Genomic DNA, 19441 nt, shown 5'->3' with positions numbered 1-19441 from the left:
CCATGCCGGCGCCCAGGGTTCCCATCCCGCCGATAAACTTCACCGGCAGCACCCGCCACCAGCGAACCGGCCGCAGCTCTTCCAGCGCCCCTTCGATTTCCGGGATCCCGGAGCCGCCCGCCTCAGGCGCAAAGCGCCGCACCAGAAAGTAGCCGACCATCGCCAGCAGCGCGGAGGTGATAAAGGCCAGCGGCCAAACCAGGAAACGGTAGTCCGCCACCTGCACCAGGGTTTCGATGCGCTGGTTCTGCACCCAGTTGACGCTTTTTTCAAAAGCGACGCCCACCAGCCCGGCCAGGGTTCCAACGACTGCGGCCATTAACAGCACCGCCAGCGGCGTTTTATCCCGCTGGACCAGGCGGCGAACGACGTCGCCGCGACGCAGGCGCACGATTTGTTTTGCTTCAAAAGAGGAGGCTTGTGCTTTCATACTCTCGTCGGTTAATAGTCATACAAATAGTACAGAGGGCATTTTAACGGCCAGAACGCCCCCCGTCGCGGAAAAAATTCACCGCTGGCGCTTTGTTTCAATTGGGCAAAACTTTCATAACTATCCTGGAATAACTTAGAATAACCGGCAAAACATTTTTCACGAATCAGGAACCTGGCAATGAGCAAATCTGAAACTCTCTATAGCGCCGCGCGTGAGCTTATCCCCGGCGGCGTTAACTCGCCGGTACGAGCCTTTAGCGGCGTTGGCGGCACGCCGCTGTTTATCGAACGTGCGGACGGCGCCTATCTGTACGACGTCGACGGTAAAGCCTATATCGATTATGTCGGTTCCTGGGGCCCGATGGTACTCGGTCACAACCATCCGGCCATTCGTAATGCGGTCATTGAAGCGGCGCAGCGCGGCCTGAGCTTTGGCGCACCGACGGAAATGGAAGTGAAAATGGCGGCGCTGGTGACGGAGCTGGTGCCGACGATGGATATGGTGCGGATGGTTAACTCCGGCACCGAGGCCACCATGAGCGCCATTCGCCTGGCGCGCGGGTTTACCGGCCGCGATAAAATCATCAAATTTGAAGGCTGCTACCACGGTCACGCCGACTGCCTGCTGGTCAAAGCGGGCTCCGGCGCCCTGACCCTCGGCCAGCCGAACTCCCCGGGCGTGCCGGCCGATTTTGCCAAACACACCCTGACCTGCACCTATAACGACCTGGCGTCGGTCCGCGCCGCGTTCGAGCAGTATCCGCAGGAGGTTGCGTGCATTATCGTTGAACCGGTGGCCGGCAATATGAACTGCATCCCGCCGCAGCCGGAGTTCCTGCCGGGCCTGCGCGCGCTGTGCGACGAATTTGGCGCCCTGCTGATTATTGACGAAGTGATGACCGGCTTCCGCGTTGCCCTGGCGGGCGCCCAGTCCTACTACGATGTGGTCCCTGACCTGACCTGCCTGGGCAAAATCATCGGCGGCGGCATGCCGGTGGGCGCCTTCGGCGGCCGTCGTGAAGTGATGGATGCGCTGGCGCCGACCGGCCCGGTCTATCAGGCGGGCACCCTGTCCGGCAACCCGATCGCCATGGCGGCGGGCTTCGCCTGCTTAACCGAAGTGGCGCAGCCGGGAGTTCACGAGACGCTGACGGATTTAACCAACCAGCTGGCCCAGGGGCTGCTGGACGCCGCGCGCGACGCGGGCATTCCGCTGGTGGTGAATAACGTTGGCGGCATGTTCGGTATCTTCTTCACCGACGCCGAAAGCGTCACCTGCTATCAGGACGTGGTGAAGTGCGACGTTGAGCGCTTCAAGCGCTTCTTCCACCTGATGCTGGAAGAGGGCGTGTATCTGGCGCCTTCGGCGTTTGAAGCCGGATTCATGTCCGTTGCCCACGGCGAAGACGATATCAACAATACCATCGCCGCCGCGCGCCGCGCGTTCGCCAAACTGTAGCCCACACGCTCCCGGGCGAGCATCACGTCTCGCCCGGAATAACGACCATCGCTGCGATAAGCTAGCGGCTCTGCTTCCTCAGCAAATAGATAAAGTACGGCGCGCCGATAAAGGTCGACAGCAGGCCCGCCGGGATCTGATACGGGAACATGATCATCCGCCCGCACCAGTCGGCAAACACCAGCAGCAGGCCGCCAATCAGCCCGGACATCACCATATGCGGTATCGTGCGGCGGAACCCCATCATGCGCGCAATATGCGGCGCCATCAGACCGACAAAGCTTAACGGGCCGATGGTCAGCGTTGCCGTGGCCGTCAGGCAGGCGGCCAGCAGCAGCAGGCCGATGCGCGACGGCGTCAGCGCAACCCCTACCGCACGCGCCGCCTCGCCGCCGAGCGGCAGGATCGTCAGCCAGCGGCGGCACAGCGGCGCCAGGGCCAACAGCACCAGCATCGCACAGCCGCTGTACGCCACCATCTCCGGCGTCGCGCCGTAGGTTGAGCCGGAGATCCACGTCAGAATCTGCGCCATCCGCGGATCGCCGCTGGCCTGCAGCATCATCAGCAGCATGGTGAAAGCGGTGCTCAGCGCCATGCCCGCCAGCAGCATCCGATGCGGCGAAAAGCCGCCGCGCCCGGCGGCAACCAGGATCACCAGCAGCGTCGCCGCCGCGCCGAGGCTGCCGGCAGGCAGCAGCCAGCCAAAGGCGTTGCCGGGGACAAAGAACAGCATCACGACCACGCCAAACGCCGCGCCGGAGCTGATCCCCAACACTTCAGGGCTGGCCATCGGGTTACCGGTCAGGCGCTGAATAATGCAGCCCGCCACCGCCAGCATCACCCCGGCAAACAGGGCCGCCAGGATCCGCGGCCAGCGCCACGGCATCAGCTGATCCAGCAGCGTACCGCTGGCCCAGTGCCAGCTCTGCGCATCGCGGCCAAAGGCCAGCGCCACAATCACCGCCAGCAGCAGAATCACCAGCCCGCCGAGGGCGAACCACAGCACGTTCTGCCGCTCCGCCAGCACCTTATCGCCGGCGTTCATCACCGGGGCGCTAATACTGCGCAGGCGCGGCAGCAGCCACAGCAGCAGCGGCGCGCCGATCAGCGCGGTCACCGATCCGGTTGACACCTCCATCCAGACGCGGGCAAGCCACAGAATGATTTGATCGGAGAGCCAGAGGATCAGCGCGCCAATCAGCGCCGCCAGCAGCAGACGCGAGAGCAGGCGGCGGGCGCCTAGCATTTTTGCCAGCAGCGGAGCAAACAGACCGATAAAGCCGATAATCCCCACCGCATTCACCAGCATCGCGCTGAGAACAATCGCCAGAGAGAGCGCCCCGAGGCGCGCCAGGGAGAGCGCCAGGCCGAGGTTGCGCGCCACGCCGTCGTCCAGCCCCATCAGGGTGAGAGGCCGTAGCAGCAGCAGCGTGAGCATCGCGCCGCCGAGCAGCTGCGGCCACAGCCGCTGCACCACGCTCCAGTCGGTTTGCGTCAGGGTGCCGGTGCTCCACAGGAACATGCTCTGCAGCTGGTCGTGATGGAAAATGACCATCAGCTGATTGAGCGCCCCGCAGTAAAGGCTGACGACCAGGCCGGCGAGGATCAGGGTTACCGGCGAGAGTCGTTTGCCCCAGGAGACGCCAAACACCAGCGCGCCGACCAGGCACGCGCCCGCCAGGGCGGCAAACTGCGATGCCAGCACGCCGGGGATCGCCCACAGCGCGGTAACCGTCATCCCCAGCTGGGCGCCGGTGGCGACGCCGAGGGTCGTCGGCTCCGCCAGCGGGTTGCGCAGCACCTGCTGGAACAGGACGCCAACCAGCCCCAGGCCCGCTCCCACCAGCAGCGATACCGCCAGCCTCGGCAGCAGGCTGTAGTGAAACAGCATCTGGGCGATACTATCGATATCCGGCTGCCAGAGCGCCTGACGCCACTCGTTCTGCGGCAGCGCGGTGCGCAGATTAAAGAGGCTGAGCGCGAAGGCGGCAATCAGCAGTATGGCCAGCAGCAGGGCCGCCAGGGGAGAAATTCGCGATCTCACGCCGGGCCTCCCTGAGCGTCAGCCAGCACGCGGGCAAAGTGCATCGCCGAGAGCGTGGCGCCGTAAAACCACACCGCCGGAACGCGCTGGAAGCGCCCTTCGCGGACAAACGGCATCGCCCGCCACAGCGGGGAGCGCATCAGCTGCGCCATTTCGCTATCGTTGCCGTGGTCAAAGCAGATCACGTCTACATCCTTATAGGCCGCCAGCCGGTCGATGCCGACGGTCACGCTGCCCCAGAAGGTGCTCTCCCCGCGCCAGGCGTTTTTGATACCAAAGCGCTCGAGGATTTCCTGAAACAGGCAGTTATCACCGAAAACCAGGACGTGGCGTGGGTCGAGCAGGCTAATCATCAGCAGCGGCCGATCGCCGCGGCGGGCGAAGCGCGGGCGCAGTTCGTCCATCAGCGCGTCGAACGCTGCCAGATGGCGCTTCGCGGCCCGCTGCTTGCCGATAAGCTCGGCCATCTCGTTAAGCGACTGCTGCGCCATCATCAGCGGCCGCTTGCCGTCGCTGAAGGTAAATCCGCGCCCCGGCGCAATGCGCGCCAGCTTTGCAGACGACGGGCCGTAGCCTGCCGACCAGAAGAGATATGACGGTTTCATCTGCGTCAGCAGTTCAAGATTGGGTTCCGTGCGCAGCCCGACGTCAATGACCGAGTCCGGCAGCGCCGGTTCATTCACCCACAGGCGATAGTTCGGGATATCGGCGACGCCGTACGGCACGACGCCCAGCGCCAGCAGCAGCTCGACCGGCAGCCACTCCAGCGCCACGATGCGCTGCGGATCGACGGTCGCCGCCCGCGCGCCGCGCATCTGCCACAGCAGCGGCGATAGCGCCATCGCCGTCAATAAACGTCGACGGGTGATCACGTTGGTTTTTTCCATTAATAGACGAAGCTTACCGGCGCACTGCCCGCCGGATGCGGCAGAATTCCCATCGGGATACCGTAAATTTGTTCCAGCGTTTCGCTACGCATCAGCTCAGTCGACGTGCCCTGAGCAATCATCTCGCCGCCGCGAAGGGCCACCAGATAGTCGCAGTAGCGGGCCGCCATATTGATATCGTGCAGCACGGCAATCACCGTCAGGCCGCGCTGCTGGCTCAGGCGATGCACCAGCGCCAGCACGTCAACCTGATGAGCAATATCCAGCGCCGAGGTGGGCTCATCCAGCAGCAGACAGCGGCTGTCCTGGGCCACCAGCATGGCAATCCACGCGCGCTGGCGCTCGCCGCCGGAGAGGCTATCGACCAGCCGATGCGCCAGCGGTTTCAGCCCGACCAGCGCAATGGCCTCCTCGGCCTTCTGCCGATCGGTCGCGCCAAAGCGCCCCAGCGCCCCGTGCCACGGATAGCGTCCAATCGCCACCAGCTCGCGCACCGTCATCCCCTCCGCCGCGGGCAGCTGCTGCGGAAGATAGGCCACCTTGCGGGCAAACGCCTTGCTGCTCCAGCTATCGAGAGGCTGACCGTCGAGCAGCACCTCGCCCTCTGACGGCGGCTGATGGCGGCCGAGCATTTTCAGCAGCGTCGATTTGCCGGAGCCGTTATGGCCAATCAGGCCGGTCACTTTTCCTGCCGGGAAGGTTAACGAAAGCGGATGCAGCAGCGTACGACCAGGCACGCGGAAGGTCACGCGATTCAACGAAAACGTGGTATCGGATTGCGGAGTGTTTTCCTGCATAGCGGCCAACTTGTTTAACGGCGCGGCGAACCGCGCCCAGTGAGTGATTAGAAACGGAAGGTTCCGGTCGCAATGACCTGACGCCCTGCGCCCCAGTAGCACGCATATTCGCTATAGCAGCTGGAAACGTACTCACGATCGAACAGGTTATTGACGTTGATACCCACCGACGAGCCCGGTAAACCAAAGCGCGCCAGATCGTATTTGACCGTCGCATCCATCAACGCGTAGCCCGCAACGCCGAAGGAGTCATTCTGCTTCGCGTCGGCGGTATCGTTTTTGTAGTAGCTAACCGTAGAGCCAACGTAGCGCGCGCCGGCGCCGACCGTCAGGCCGCTCAGCGCGGTTTCGTGGAAGGTATAATCCGCCCACAGCGATGCCATATTGCGCGGAACTTCCGCCGGACGCTTACCGTTAAATACGGTGTCGTGCTGGTACTCAGCATCGGTGTAGGTATAGGCTGCGGTGAGGTTGATATTGGCGTTCACCGCCGCTTTCGCCTCCAGCTCCAGGCCGCGAGCGCGGATCTCGCCGGTTTGAATGCTAAACGTCGGGTTGCGCGGATCTGCCGTCAGGTTTTTATCCTTGGTCAGTTGGTACACCGCCGCGGTCACCACCACCGGCATATCTTTCGGGACGTATTTCACGCCCGCTTCATACTGCTCGCCGCGCGACGGATCGAACGGTTTGCCGTCAAGGCCCGAGCCTGAAACCGGCTCAAATGACTGGCTGTAGCTGAAGTACGGAGAAATACCGTTGTCGAACAGATAGTTAATACCACCGCGCCAGGTAAACTGCTGGTCGTGATTTTCGGCCAGAGCGTTAGTGGAGCGCGTCAGCGTAGAGGTCGTGGCGTAGTCATAGCGTCCGCCCAGCGTCATCACCCACTTATCCCACTCCATCTGATCCTGGGCATAGAGGCCGGTCTGCTCCATCCGGTTGAGCACCGCGTACGGGAAGTACACCGAGACGTTTGGATTACCGTACTGCGGATTGGACATGCCGATCGGATCCGCAGAACCATAGTCGGCATTGACGTCGTTGCGCATGCGCGAATAGTCCACGCCGGTCAGCAGCTTATGGTCCACCGCGCCGGTAGCAAAGTCGGACTGCAGCTGGGTATCAACGGTGAACGTGTTGAGATGTTCATCAGAGCGCACGTAGGCGCGGTTGATCTGTCCCGGCGCCGTGTAGCCGTTGCCGTAAACGGAACGATAGAGCGTATTGACGTCGGCGTAGCGCAGGTTCTGGCGTACGGTAAAGGTATCGTCAAACTGGTGTGAGAAGCTGTAGCCCACCATCTGCTGGCGGCGCGACATCTTGTTGCTCGATTCGCCTTCGTTGAAATCGGTCGGCAGCTTGTGCGCGTTACCGTTAGCGTCGTAGTACGGCACCACGGTCCCTTCGCGCGGAAGCCAGCCGTAGTAGCCCGCATACGGATCGCTCTGGAAGTTGCTCAGGAAGGTGAAGTCGGTTTTATCATCCGGACGCCAGCTAAAGGACGGCGCCACCGCGTAGCGGGTCGATTTCGCCATCTGCTGCTGCGCGTCCTGGCTGCGGCCCAGGCCGGTCAGACGATAGGACCATACGCCGTTATCATCAATCGCATCGCTAAAATCGAAACCCGTCTGCCACAGGTTATCGGTACCCATTTTGAACTGAATTTCTTTCAGCGGCTCGGTCGTCGGGCGCTTGCTGACCATGCTGACGATGCCGCCAGGGTTGCTGTTGCCGTACAGCACGGAGGTTGGTCCGCGCATCACTTCCACGCGCTCGAGGAAGTAGGGGTCCATCGACACTTCAGAGTAGTTATTCCCCTGCAGCTTCATGCCATCCAGATACTGGTTGGTATTCACCGTTGTCGAGGTCGTAAAGCCGCGAATCGTCACCACGTCATAGGTCGTTGAGCTGCCGCGAGTGGAGAAAACGCCCGGCGTATAGGCCAGCGCTTCTTTCACCGTTGTCGGCTGCTTCATCTCCATTTCCTGGCGGGTCACCACGGAGATCGACTGCGGCGTTTTTTCAATCGGAGTATCGGTTTTGGTGGCAGTTGCCGAACGCTTTGCCGCGATAGTCGGAGCCGGTCCCCAGGCACTTTCCTGGCTGACGGGGGCTGCGGTAACGGTAATGGTTTCTTCTTTTTTCGGTTCAACTGCCGCCTGTGCATAGACAGACATGCCGCTAACCGCCGTGGCTACTACGACTGCGATTTTACGCAGCGAGTGATTTGGCTGAGCAGTTTTTAGACGCGCCATTGGTAGATCTCTGATAAAGGTGAATGATAACGTAAACGAGAATTATTATTATGACGGCTGACATAATAGGCGAAACGCGAAATGCAAGGCAAGCGATATGCCCCTGCTGAGATGCTAAAGGCTGAATAAATAACCAGACGGTAATTGTGGGGTTAAGTGACTGTTAAGTAATCTACAGAAATGAAAAAGCCCTCTAATACTGAAGTATCAAAGGGCTAATGTTGTAACAACCTATTTGCACGGCCTGCAGGCCGCAGCGAAGCGGTCTGAAGAGGCAGGCGGATCGTTAGTTACTGCCGAACATATCCTTAATCCAGCCCGCGACGCCGTCGCTTTTTTCCTGCTTCGGCGGCTGCTGGGTCGCCGGCTGCTGCTGCTGAGGCTGCTGGCCGGACTGATTAAACGGATTGTTCTGCTGCTGCTGCTCCAGCTGCTGCTGCTGCATCTGTTCACCCTGGCGGCAGAGCGCATCCGGCGCGGTGGTCCATACCGGCAGGGTACGCACCCCGCCGCTGCAGACGAAATTACCGCTGCCGTCGACGCCCATATCCACCACGTCTTCCGGCGCCGTCAGCACCAGCGGCGTTGGCGTCTGGTTGGCCAGATAGCGCTGATAAATCGACATCGCGCCGCTGGCACCGTACAGCTTCGTCGGCTGGTTGTTATCGCGACCCACCCAGGTAATCGTCACCTGGCTTCCGTCGATACCGGCGAACCACGTATCGACGTTGTTGTTGGTGGTCCCGGTTTTCCCTGCCAGATGCAGGCCCGGATATTTCGCCCCAAGCTGGCGACCGGTGCCGCGCTGCACAACCTGCTGCATGGTCCACAGCGTCATGTACGCGGCCTGCGCAGGAACCGCCCGCTCGGCCTGCGGATAGCTCTGATACAGGACGGTGCCATCTTCGGCAATCACCGAACGCAGCGCCGACAGCGTCGCGCGGTTACCGCCGCTGGCGATGGTCTGGAACGCCTGCGCCACTTCAATCGGCGTCAGGTTCAGCGCCCCGAGGATCATCGCCGGGACCGGGCTGAGCTGGCCTTTCGGCGCCCCCAGTTTGACCCAGGTATCGATCACCGCCGGCAGGCCCATCGCCATCCCGAGGTTGACCGTCGGCACGTTCATCGAACGCGTCAGCGCGTCAACCAGCATCACCTGGCCGCTAAAGCGACGATCGTCGTTCTGCGGAGACCAGGTCTGGCCGTTGGAGAGGCGAATCGTCACCGGCGCATCGGCAATAGCGGTATTCAGGCGGTACTGATTCGGCTGGCTTAACGCGGTCAGATAGGTCGCCGGCTTGGCCAGAGAACCAATCGAACGGCGGGCCTGCATCGCGCGGTTATAGCCCGCAAACTGCGGCTCCGCGCCGCCGACCATGGCCCGTACCTCGCCGGTATAGCGGTCAACGACCACCATCGCCGTTTCCAGATCCGCCAGCTTACGCTGCTTCTTCAGCGCTGGGATCCCTTCGGTGGCCGCCTTCTCCGCCGCGTCCTGCGCCACGGAGTCGAAGGTCGTAAAGATCTTCACGCCGGAGAGATCCTTCACCTTATCGCCCAGCTTCGCCTGCAGCTCCTGACGCACCATCTGCATAAACGCCGGCTGCGGAGAAATGACGCCGCCGCGCGGCTGCACGCCCAGAGGACGGGCGCTCAGCATGTCGTACAGCTCCTGGTCGATGACGTTCTGCTGCTGCAGCAGACGCAGAACCAGGTTACGACGCTCCAGCGACAGCTTCGGATTACGCCACGGGTTGTAAATCGATGCGCCTTTTACCATCCCCACCAGCAGAGCCTGCTGGTCAAGGCTCAGCTCTTCCACCGGGCGGCCAAAGTAGTAAAGGCTGGCCAGCGGGAAGCCGCGAATTTCGTTATCGCCGCTCTGGCCGAGGTAGACCTCGTTCATATACAGCTCGAGGATCCGATCCTTGCTGTAGCGGGCGTCAACGATCAGCGCCATATAGGCTTCGTTGGCCTTACGCCAGTAGGAGCGCTCGCTGGAGAGGAACAGGTTTTTCACCAGCTGCTGGGTCAGGGTACTGGCGCCCTGCACCGTGCGCCCCGCCGTCAGGTTGGCCAGCACCGCACGACCGATCGAGTACAGGCTGATGCCGTCGTGCTCGTAGAAGTGGCGGTCTTCGGTAGCCAGCAGGGTATCAACCAGCAGGTCCGGGAAGCCGCTGCGCTTAACGAACAGGCGCTGCTCGCCGTTGGCCGACTGCAGCATGGTGATCAGCCGCGGATCGAGGCGGAAGAAGCCAAACTGGCGGTTATTCTCCATGTTCTCGATCGTTTCCAGACGATCGCCATCAAAGGTCAGACGCGCGCGCACCTGCCCTTCTTTACTGTCCGGGAAATCAAACGGACGGCGAATCATCTCGATGCTGTTGGCCTGCACGGTGTATTCGCCCGGGCGCGTCATCGCGCTCACCTGACGATACTGCGTGGCGTTTAGCAGGCGCACCATTTCGGTTTTGCTGACCTGCATATCGGGCTCAAGGTTGACCATCCGGCCATACACCGCCGCCGGAAGCTCCCAAACCTTGCCGTCAATGCGGCTGCGGATTTTCTGATCGAGGTAGACGCCATAGGCGGCAACCAGCACCGCGACAACGATACCCAGCTTGATCAACAGCCACAGCCAGGTACGTTTACGCCGAGGCTGGTTACCTTTGCCTTTCGCTTTCTTCGGCATCGGCTCTTCGTCCTCATAATCGTCGTCGTAATCATCGTCATAGTCCTCGTCCCGAACCCGACGACGAGTCACTTTTTGTTTTGCCGGACGCGAGGGTTTACCCTTACGTCCGATAGGCTCGCGGTCATCTCCCGCCATGCTTTTTCTCCGCAACTTTCAGGCGTAAAAGCCTGATTCTCAATGCTTCCCCCTGCCAGAGGAAGAAGATATCTCTCAAATTCACGCCCGTGGGGTCTTATTCCTGCAGGCGACCTTCTATTGACCGTACTTCGCACGGTCAGCGTCTCACGGCGCAGCTATGATCGATTCTCATGAGTTTAGTTAAAAAATCATAAAATAAATCATCATCTTACATACTTCACCTGCAGAGAATTTTGGGACATAGCACGAATCGTCCAGGGAACACAGGATAGCACTAAACCAGGATATGCTTAACCAGCATTTTACCCGGTCAAAGCGTAACAAAAGAGAAAATATTATGTTTTTTAATAACATAAAAAATGCTCCCCGCCGCCCCGTGCGCTTCACGCTTTTCGGCCCCCGCGCGGCGGATAAAAGCGGAAACTATCCGCCGCACGAAATATTATATTCGGACTGTGACAATAAATATTTTTCTCGTAAGTAAAGATAAATCTTAAACCATCCGTGGATAAAAGTGAGAGGCGCTTAACTATATATAATAATATTTACTGATGACAGCGGGGAAATATTTGTTAAACTAGCCTTCAGTTAACCATTCCAGCTTAATATTATGCGAACTCTCGTTATATTTCCGCTTATCATGATCGCCGCGCTTTCAGGCTGTCAGCAGAATCGCTCCTCAACGTTAAGCCCCGGCGTCAGCAGCGAGGCGCAGCTTGAGCAGCTCTCGTCGGTGGCCGCAGGCGCCCGCTACCTGAAGAACAAATGCAATCGCAGCGATCTGCCCGCAGATGAAGCCCTCACCCAGGCCGCGTGGAATGTCGGGAAAAAAAGAGGATGGGGAAATATCGATTACGCGACCCTGGCCCAGCGCAGCGCGCAGATGTATCAACAGCTGCAGCAGGACAGCACTCCGGAAACAACCAAATGCAGTCAGTTTAATCGCCAGCTGGCGCCCTTTATTGCCGGGTTAGGTCGCGAATAAAATGTCGCAGCCGGTTATTTTGCGTTTTATTGGCGCCTAATTTATTGCCCCTGTGGACTATCCGCAATAATACCTCCCGGCCAGTCATCCAGCGCCGCCAGAGTAAAGGTATTGCCCTTAAAGCTAAACACGGTTAAATCCTGCTGAATCTGCTCAATCACCAGATTCGGCAGCGGCGATTGCCCCTCCTGCCAGCTTTGACCGTTGATCACAATCGTGCGCTTATCCTCGCTCGAGGCGTAGATATGCGCGCTGTAGCGTAATGCCGGTAAATAATCCTCCTCCTGCTGGCTCTCCTCGGCGACGCTGGCCTGCGCCTTTTGCCTGGGCGGAGCAGATACCGGTGCGGAGGCCGCCTGCTGCGGTGCAGGCTGGCTAAGCGGCACCAGCGCCGCGTGCGCCACCGGCACCAGCGGCTTTTGCGCGACCGGCACGTTTCGCCACTGCTCGCCGCCAAACCAGCCCAGCGCGATAAATAGCGCGGCGTAGAGCGGGACGGTAAGCCAGGGAACCTGCAGCATTCTGCCGACCATCACCGGCGATCCCGCGTCCCGGACGCTCACCGCGGGCATCGGGCACTCTTCATCATGGCGAATCATCACACCCTTTCTCCTGATAGCGAAAGAACCGCAGCCCGACGCCGAGCGCCGGGCTGCCTGACCCCGTTAATGCAGGTCAGCTAAAGAGATGCTTTATTTGCTCCTTACCGGCAGGCCCGCGCCCTGCGCGTCGCCCTGCGGTTTTTCCAGCACCGCGACGGACCAGGCCGGCAGCGTAATCGCGCCATCGGCAGCGATCTCGACGCCGTTCGCCAGCGATCCCTCTCCCGCCGCCTGCTGGATGGCGCTCAGCTGCAGGTTTTCCCCATTGAAATCATGGAGGGTCCGGCTCTCAGGCGCCGCGTTGATCGCCACGACCAGGCCATCCACCCGGCCGTCGAGGCTCGCGCCCGCCTGGACGCCGTCATCGATGGTCATGATCAGCAGGCCAGCCAGCGAATCAGCGCCGGTATTGCGGAAATCGACGCGCTTCATCACCGCGCTGCCGTCACCTAAGGTGAAGAGCGGGGATGATTTGCGCAGCTGGGTCAGCTCCTGGTAGAACGCGGTCATCTGCTGCAGCTCCGGCTCGCCGGGCGTCGCCACCATCTCCTTAACGCGGGAAATCAGATCGTAGTTGCTGCCGTCATCGCTGCTGCGCGGCATCCCGACGTTAAAGTTGTTGTCCTGCATGGCGTAATCGACGCGGTTAAACCAGTCGCCGGAGTCATAGGAGTCGCGGGTGAAGGATTTAGAGCGCAGCAGCTCCGAACCCTGCTGATCGAAGGCGATCCCCTGGCCCAGCATCACCGTCGCCAGCGATACCGCCTGCATCCGCACGCGGGTATTGAGGTCGGCCTCCTGCGCGGCTTTGTAGCTGATCATGTCCCACAGCGTCTGGTTATCGTGCTTCGACACGTAGTTAACAACCTCCGTCGGGTCAGCCGCATAGCCCCCCGGCGCGCCGTTGTAGTCGATCTCGCTGCCCTTTTTCACCGCGCCGTCTTTATCGATCATCACAAAGTCGGCGAGGTTGCCGGCCATGCCCAGACGCGTCAGATCGGCAAGGTGGCGCACCGTATCTTCGTTCTGGCTGGTGAGCTCGTTAGGCAATACGCCGGCGCCGCTGCCGATCCCCTGGTTCTGACGCAGCGCGTCGCCGGAGTCAAACGGACCGCCGCCGCGCACCGAGTCGCGCAGACGATCGGAGAAGGTCCCGATCCCGCTGCCTTTGAGATTGATCTGCGAAGCGATTTCAAAACGGTCGCTCTGCCCGGAATCCCAGCCTTCACCGAAGAAGTAGATATCCGGATTTAAGCTCTTCATCCGCTCCCACGCCGAGAGGATCTGCGCTTTCGGGTGATAGCCCATCAGGTCAAAACGGAAGCCGTCAATTTTGTAATCGGTGGTCCATACCGCCAGCGAGTCGGCGATAAGCTTGGCGAACATCCGATGCTCCGGCGCGGAGTCCGAGCAGCAGGTCGCCGATTCCACGCTGCCGGTGGTTTCGTTCAGACGCTGATAGTACCAGGGGACGATTTTATCCAGCACCGAAGTCCGGTCAGTTGGCCCGGCGGCGTTGGTGTGGTTGTACACCACATCCATGATCACGTTCATTCCCAGATCCTGCTTAATCGCCTGGATCATGGTACGGAACTCTTTGATCCGCGCGGTTCCTTCCGGGTTAGTGGCATACGAGCCTTCCGGCACCGTGTAGTGGAACGGATCGTAGCCCCAGTTGTAGGAATCGGTCTGCGCCACCAGGCTATTCAGCGCCTGAACCTGCGGGTTATCCTGGTTATCGCTTTGCTTCAGCTGGTTAAGCACCTCTTCCACCGTCGAACCGCTGGCGCAGTAGGCGGCAAATTCGCTGCTCTTCACCGCGCTGTTGACTTCGCAGAGGTGGCTGAACGGCTGCTGGATGTCGGCAACTTTATCGCTGAACTCGTTGACCGTCGCCAGATCGAACACCGGCAGCAGCTCAACGTGGGTCACCCCGGAGGCGGAGAGCTTTTTCAGGTGCTGCACCATATTGCTGTCCTGAGCGGTGAGCGCCAGATACTTACCGCGCAGCTCGGCCGGAACGGTGCTGTCCCAGGCAGAAAGGTCGCGAATATGCGATTCATGAATGGTCATCTTCGCCAGATCGGCTTTGGTTTTCTGCGCGTGAGGCATCGCCAGGCTATCCCAGCCGTCGGGCTTGAGCGCGCTGTCGTTCAGATCGACAACCTGGCTGTACTCCGAATTGGTGGAGAGGCTATGGGCGTACGGGTCGGTCACCTCGTACTGTTCAACCTTGCGCGACTGCGGGTGGTAAACCGTCAGCGCATAGCGGTAGAAGGCCCCCTTCAGATCGCTTCCGCCCTGCCATGCCCAGGCGCCCGAGGCCGCGTCGCGGGTCATCGGATGGCTGGCAAGCACCTTTTTATCAGCGCTATACAGCACCAGATCGACCTGTTGCGCGGTCGGCGCCCACAGGCGGAAATTAACCCCGCCATCGCTCACCTGCGCCCCGTAGCTGAGGGCCTCCGCCGGCGGCGCGTAGACGTCGTCCAGCACGCCCGCCGTCTGCACCTGGGTGGCGGAGATCAGAATGCCGTCCTTCTCGGCGGCGATCGCCACCGTTTCGCCCTGCAGCAGCTCGTCAACCGGCGCATTATCCGGAAGCTTAAAGGCGGCGTAGCTGGAGAGCTGCGGGAAGCGCATGCTCACCTGCTGGCTGACGGTGGTGGGAGTCAGGTTCAGATAGCGGTCGGTAAATTTGCCCTCGCTATCGGCGGCCACTTTGCTGCTGTGGCTGTAGTACAGGCGGACGATCGGTTTGTCCTGTCCGCCCGGCCACAGCAGAGTGGTCTTGTCGACCCAGTGGGCCTCGGCAAGCGCCACGCCAAACGCGGCGCGAAACGCATCCGCGCGGGTATCATACAGCGAGCTGCTGCCGGCGATAACCGAGACCGTGCGGTCGGTAAAGTCGCCGAACGACACGCGCAGATCGCTATCGATCAGCTTGTTGGTGCCATCTCTGACGATGACGTTAATACAGCCGCTCTCTTTATTGAGCGGAATCACCCAGTACGGGCCGTATTTATCGCTGCCGCTCGGCGTGGTGCTGACATCATTCCAGTCCGCCACCGGCGCGCTTAGCGCGTCGCAGGTTTCGTTATTCCAGAGATAGAGATTCCGGGTGCTGTAATCGGCGGGTGTCGTGCCGGTTATGCCAGCAATATCAACCAGATGAATGACCGCCTGCTGAGAGGAAGCCGTGGCAGCTTCACCGGGAACCGCCACATCGGGTAAACGAACAACGACGTCCTGATTATCGGGCGTGTCGGGTGAGCCAGAGGAAGAAGATGAAGAACTATTATCGCAGCCGCTAAGTAAAACCAACGAGCCAAGGAATAGGGCATTACAGGTATATCTGAGCATTCGATAGTCCCTAATATGCTTAATAAATTATGAAAGGTAAGAAAAGATGTTTATCTGTAAAGCGCCGCAATTAGATATTTTTGTTTTCAGCGATTCAATCATCCATTAGCAATTAATGGGGGGGCGTAGGCGGCCGGGGGAGTAAAAATAAAAAGGGAATGACGACCCGGATAGCGAAACTCATTATGCTTTGCGGCGACTCATCGAGAATTTCGCAATAAAAGATTTAAATATAAAAAGCCACCCACCAATACAGGTAGGGGATCGCGACCGCCCCGGGGAAAACAGGATGAGAAAAAGAATTAAAATACCTTTTTCTGTGATGAGGTTAACATTAACAAATAAAACGATAATAAACAACGCGCCTCATATTGTGATGTTCGTCATGTTATTACCTATTGCCCAGCAGCTCGCCAAATTAAGCTGGCGGATTATATTCCCTGTAGACTCTGCGGCTATGACGATTAACGCCGCGGCAGTTTTACCTTCCCCGGCGGCTATTCGACCAGACGAATTAGCGCCGTTTACGCTATTTGGCAATGCGGAAAAAACGCCGCCGCCTGCGGACGGTTCAGCCGACGGTAAAAGCCTGGCCGAGGCGCCACTCTCCGCCCTCAAGCTGCGGATCACCGGCCTGCTCGCCAGCAGCGATGCCGCGCGCTCGATTGCCATCGTGGCAAAGGGGAATCAACAGGTTAGCCTCGGCGTTGGCGACAGCACCCCGGGTAACGAAGCCAAAATAGTCGCCATTCTTAACGATCGTCTGATCGTTAACTATCGGGGCAGGAACGAAGCGATACCGCTCTTTGACGACGCTGGCGCAGCGGTGAAATCCGCCCCGACGCCGCCGGCGAAAGAGTGGGTTAAGCAGGTGCGCGAGCGGCCGCAAAATATTCTCAACTATCTCAATATTTCCCCGATTATGGTCAATGAGCAGCTCAGCGGATATCGACTTAATCCGGGAAAAGACCCCACTCTTTTTCGCCAGGCAGGATTACAGGAAAACGATCTGGCGGTCGCGCTGAACGGTCTCGACCTCCGCGATCGGCAGCAGGCTCAGCAAGCATTAAAACAGCTCCCCGAGCTTAGCGAAATAACGCTGACCGTCGAACGCGACGGCCAGCGGCAGGATATCTATTTAGCCTTGAGGGATGAATAATTGCGCCGCACCCTAATTTTCCGCCTGCTTTTTACGCTGCTGATGATATTCAGCGCGCTGTTATTCAAACCCGCCGCTGCGGAAGAATTCTCCGCCAGCTTCAAGGGCACGGATATTCAGGAGTTTATTAATACCGTCAGCAAAAACCTCAATAAGACGGTCATTATCGACCCCAGCGTACGCGGCACAATTACCGTTCGCAGCTACGATATGCTCAATGAAGAACAATATTATCAGTTCTTCCTCAGCGTGCTGGACGTCTACGGTTTTGCGGTTATCAATATGAATAACGGCGTGCTGAAGGTGGTGCGCTCAAAAGATGCCAAAACCGCGGCGGTACCGGTCGCCAGCGACGCCTCCCCGGGCGTGGGCGATGAGGTGGTGACCCGCGTGGTGCCGCTAACCAACGTCGCCGCCCGCGATCTCGCCCCGCTGCTGCGCCAGCTCAACGACAACGCCGGGGCCGGCAGCGTGGTGCACTACGAGCCGTCCAACGTGCTGCTGATGACCGGGCGCGCGGCGGTGATTAAGCGCCTGCTGACCATTGTCGAGCGGGTTGATAACGCCGGCGATCGCAGCGTGGTGACGGTCCCGCTCTCCTGGGCCTCCGCCGCCGACGTGGTCAAGCTGGTGAATGAGCTCAACAAAGACACCAGCAAATCGGCGCTCCCCGGTTCGATGGTGGCGAACGTGGTCGCCGACGAGCGGACCAATTCGGTGCTGGTGAGCGGCGAGCCGAACTCCCGCCAGCGCATCATCGCCATGATCCGCCAGCTCGACCGCCAGCAGGCGGTGCAGGGAAACACCAAGGTTATCTACCTCAAGTATGCCAAAGCCGCCGATCTGGTGGAGGTGCTAACCGGCATCAGCAGCAGCATGCAGAGCGAGAAGCAGAGCGTGAAGCCGGTGGCGGCGCTGGATAAAAACATCATCATCAAAGCCCACGGCCAGACCAACGCGCTGATCGTTACCGCCGCCCCGGACGTCATGAACGACCTCGAGCGGGTCATCGCCCAGCTGGATATTCGCCGTCCGCAGGTGCTGGTTGAAGCGATTATTGCCGAGGTCCAGGACGCCGATGGCCTCAATCTGGGCGTGCAGTGGGCCAATAAAAATGCCGGCATGACCCAGTTCAACAACAGCGGGCTGCCGATCTCAACGGCCATTGCCGGCGCCAACCAGTACAACAAAGACGGCACGGTCACCAGCTCGCTCGCCAGCGCCCTGAGCTCCTTTAACGGCATCGCCGCCGGGTTCTACCAGGGGAACTGGGCGATGCTGCTCACCGCCCTCTCCAGCAGCAGCAAGAACGATATTCTCGCCACCCCCAGCATAGTCACCCTCGACAACATGGAGGCGACTTTTAACGTCGGCCAGGAGGTGCCGGTGCTCAGCGGCTCGCAGACCACCTCCGGCGATAACATCTTCAATACCGTCGAACGCAAAACCGTCGGCATCAAGCTGAAGGTCAAGCCGCAGATTAACGAAGGGGACTCGGTGCTGCTGGAGATCGAGCAGGAGGTCTCCAGCGTCGCCGACTCCGCCTCCAGCACCAGCTCGGATTTAGGCGCCACCTTCAATACCCGCACGGTGAACAACGCGGTGCTGGTCGGCAGCGGCGAAACCGTCGTCGTGGGCGGGCTGCTGGACAAAAGCGTCACCGACTCCGCCGATAAGGTGCCGCTGCTCGGCGATATCCCGGTGATTGGCGCCCTGTTCCGCTCTACCAGCAAAAAGGTCTCCAAACGCAACCTGATGCTGTTTATCCGTCCGACCATCATTCGCGACCGCGACGGCTACCGACAGGCCTCTTCCGGCCAGTACACCGCCTTTAACGACGCGCAAACCAAACAGCGCGGCAAAGACGGCACGGAAGCGTCGCTGAACGATGACCTGCTGCATATCTACCCTCAGCAGGATACCGCCGCGTTTCGTCGGATAGCCGCCGCTATCGACGCCTTCAACCTCGGAGGCCAGCCGTGACGCCGCTGGCGGAGAGCCGCCCGCTGCTGCCTTTCGTCTACGCCCGCGCCCACGGCATTATCCTGCTGAGCGACGGCGCGACCTGCGCCGTCCGCTGCCTCGCCGAGGCGCCGACGGCGGCGCTGCTTGAGGCGCGCCGGGTAGCGGACAGGCCGATCGAGGTCCAGCGGCTGGCCGCCGACGAGTTCGAGAAGCTGCTGGTGCTGAGCTACCAGCGCGATTCGGCGGAAGCCCGGCGCATGATGGCCGATATCGGCAACGAGCTGGATTTATACACCCTCGCCGACGAGTTGCCCGACACCGACGATCTGCTGGACAGCGAGGACGATGCGCCGATTATCCGCCTGATCAACGCCATGCTGACGGAGGCTATCAAAGAGCAGGCCTCGGATATTCATATCGAAACCTACGAGCGCCACCTGCAGATCCGCTTTCGCGTCGATGGCGTGCTGCGGGAGATCCTCCGCCCACAGCGTCGGCTTGCGGCCCTGCTGATTTCGCGCATTAAGGTGATGGCCAACCTCGACATCGCGGAAAAGCGTATTCCGCAGGATGGCCGCATGGCGCTGCGCATCGGCGGGCGCGCCGTTGACGTGCGCGTCTCGACGCTGCCCTCCGGCCACGGCGAGCGCGTGGTGC

General features: G+C 60.2%; 13 protein-coding genes. 5 read left to right on the top strand and 8 right to left on the bottom strand.

The window, feature by feature from the left end; all coding sequences use genetic code 11:
- Nucleotides 1–430: chloride channel protein (locus PFH44_RS15965; protein WP_283825491.1), on the bottom strand; the 430-nt coding region annotated here is incomplete at its 3' end.
- 180 nt (nt 431–610) lie between these two features.
- Between PFH44_RS15965 and hemL the strand changes: the two genes are divergently transcribed.
- Complete coding sequence (hemL, locus tag PFH44_RS15960; protein ID WP_045859766.1) at nt 611–1891, top strand: glutamate-1-semialdehyde 2,1-aminomutase; 1281 nt, start codon at nt 611–613, stop codon at nt 1889–1891.
- 61 nt (nt 1892–1952) lie between these two features.
- On the opposite strand, the gene fhuB is transcribed toward hemL, so the two are convergent.
- The 5 genes from fhuB to mrcB all read right to left on the bottom strand — a co-directional run bounded on the left by fhuB (nt 1953) and on the right by mrcB (nt 10707).
- Entirely contained in the window at nt 1953–3935 is a 1983-nt protein-coding gene (gene fhuB / locus PFH44_RS15955) for a Fe(3+)-hydroxamate ABC transporter permease FhuB (protein ID WP_283825490.1), read from the bottom strand.
- On the bottom strand, nt 3932–4822 hold the full coding sequence (gene fhuD / locus PFH44_RS15950; protein WP_283825489.1) for a Fe(3+)-hydroxamate ABC transporter substrate-binding protein FhuD: 891 nt from the start codon (nt 4820–4822) through the stop codon (nt 3932–3934). Before fhuD ends, fhuB begins: the two co-directional genes overlap by 4 nt.
- Nucleotides 4822–5619, bottom strand: coding sequence for a Fe3+-hydroxamate ABC transporter ATP-binding protein FhuC (gene fhuC, locus PFH44_RS15945; protein WP_283825488.1), 798 nt, complete (start codon nt 5617–5619; stop codon nt 4822–4824). Before fhuC ends, fhuD begins: the two co-directional genes overlap by 1 nt.
- A 47-nt stretch (nt 5620–5666) precedes the next feature.
- Nucleotides 5667–7874, bottom strand: a complete 2208-nt coding sequence (gene fhuA / locus PFH44_RS15940; protein WP_283825487.1) for a ferrichrome porin FhuA — start codon at nt 7872–7874, stop codon at nt 5667–5669.
- A gap of 286 nt (nt 7875–8160) precedes the next feature.
- Complete coding sequence (gene mrcB / locus PFH44_RS15935; protein ID WP_283825485.1) at nt 8161–10707, bottom strand: bifunctional glycosyl transferase/transpeptidase; 2547 nt, start codon at nt 10705–10707, stop codon at nt 8161–8163.
- Between the two features lie 613 nt (nt 10708–11320).
- On the opposite strand from mrcB, the gene gspS reads away from it, so the two are divergent.
- Nucleotides 11321–11695, top strand: a complete 375-nt coding sequence (gspS, locus tag PFH44_RS15930; RefSeq protein WP_045859782.1) for a type II secretion system pilot lipoprotein GspS — start codon at nt 11321–11323, stop codon at nt 11693–11695.
- A gap of 41 nt (nt 11696–11736) precedes the next feature.
- Here the strand turns inward: gspS and gspB are convergent, their stop codons facing one another.
- Complete coding sequence (gspB, locus tag PFH44_RS15925) at nt 11737–12297, bottom strand: type II secretion system assembly factor GspB (RefSeq protein ID WP_463671553.1); 561 nt, start codon at nt 12295–12297, stop codon at nt 11737–11739.
- 90 nt (nt 12298–12387) lie between these two features.
- On the bottom strand, nt 12388–15660 hold the full coding sequence (pulA, locus tag PFH44_RS15920; protein WP_283825484.1) for a pullulanase-type alpha-1,6-glucosidase: 3273 nt from the start codon (nt 15658–15660) through the stop codon (nt 12388–12390).
- Nucleotides 15661–15967: 307 nt separating this feature from the next.
- Between pulA and gspC the strand changes: the two genes are divergently transcribed.
- From gspC to PFH44_RS15905, 3 genes are all read left to right on the top strand, one after another.
- The gene (gene gspC / locus PFH44_RS15915; RefSeq protein WP_283825493.1) at nt 15968–16819 is read left to right on the top strand and encodes a type II secretion system protein GspC; all 852 of its coding nucleotides are present in this window, start codon (nt 15968–15970) and stop codon (nt 16817–16819) included.
- Nucleotides 16820–16861: 42 nt separating this feature from the next.
- Nucleotides 16862–18802: a GspD family T2SS secretin variant PulD gene (gene pulD, locus PFH44_RS15910; protein ID WP_045860315.1), complete on the top strand. Its 1941-nt coding sequence runs from the start codon at nt 16862–16864 to the stop codon at nt 18800–18802.
- A partial coding sequence (locus tag PFH44_RS15905) for a GspE/PulE family protein (protein WP_283825483.1) occupies nt 18799–19441 on the top strand: 643 nt, incomplete at its 3' end. The genes pulD and PFH44_RS15905, both read left to right, overlap by 4 nt.

The organism is Klebsiella sp. Ech2A (assembly GCF_030078455.1).
GTDB lineage: Bacteria > Pseudomonadota > Gammaproteobacteria > Enterobacterales > Enterobacteriaceae > Klebsiella > Klebsiella terrigena.
This window is presented reverse-complemented; position numbering and strand designations above follow the sequence as displayed.

What these genes read in the sequence shown, in the direction of transcription:
- pulD (WP_045860315.1), top strand. Translation starts at nt 16,862, where the DNA reads ATGATATTCAGCGCGCTGTTATTCAAACCCGCCGCTGCGGAAGAATTC.
- mrcB (WP_283825485.1), bottom strand. Translation starts at nt 10,707, where the DNA reads ATGGCGGGAGATGACCGCGAGCCTATCGGACGTAAGGGTAAACCCTCG.
- fhuC (WP_283825488.1), bottom strand. Translation starts at nt 5,619, where the DNA reads ATGCAGGAAAACACTCCGCAATCCGATACCACGTTTTCGTTGAATCGC.
- pulA (WP_283825484.1), bottom strand. Translation starts at nt 15,660, where the DNA reads ATGCTCAGATATACCTGTAATGCCCTATTCCTTGGCTCGTTGGTTTTA.
- fhuD (WP_283825489.1), bottom strand. Translation starts at nt 4,822, where the DNA reads ATGGAAAAAACCAACGTGATCACCCGTCGACGTTTATTGACGGCGATG.
- hemL (WP_045859766.1), top strand. Translation starts at nt 611, where the DNA reads ATGAGCAAATCTGAAACTCTCTATAGCGCCGCGCGTGAGCTTATCCCC.
- gspS (WP_045859782.1), top strand. Translation starts at nt 11,321, where the DNA reads ATGCGAACTCTCGTTATATTTCCGCTTATCATGATCGCCGCGCTTTCA.
- fhuA (WP_283825487.1), bottom strand. Translation starts at nt 7,874, where the DNA reads ATGGCGCGTCTAAAAACTGCTCAGCCAAATCACTCGCTGCGTAAAATC.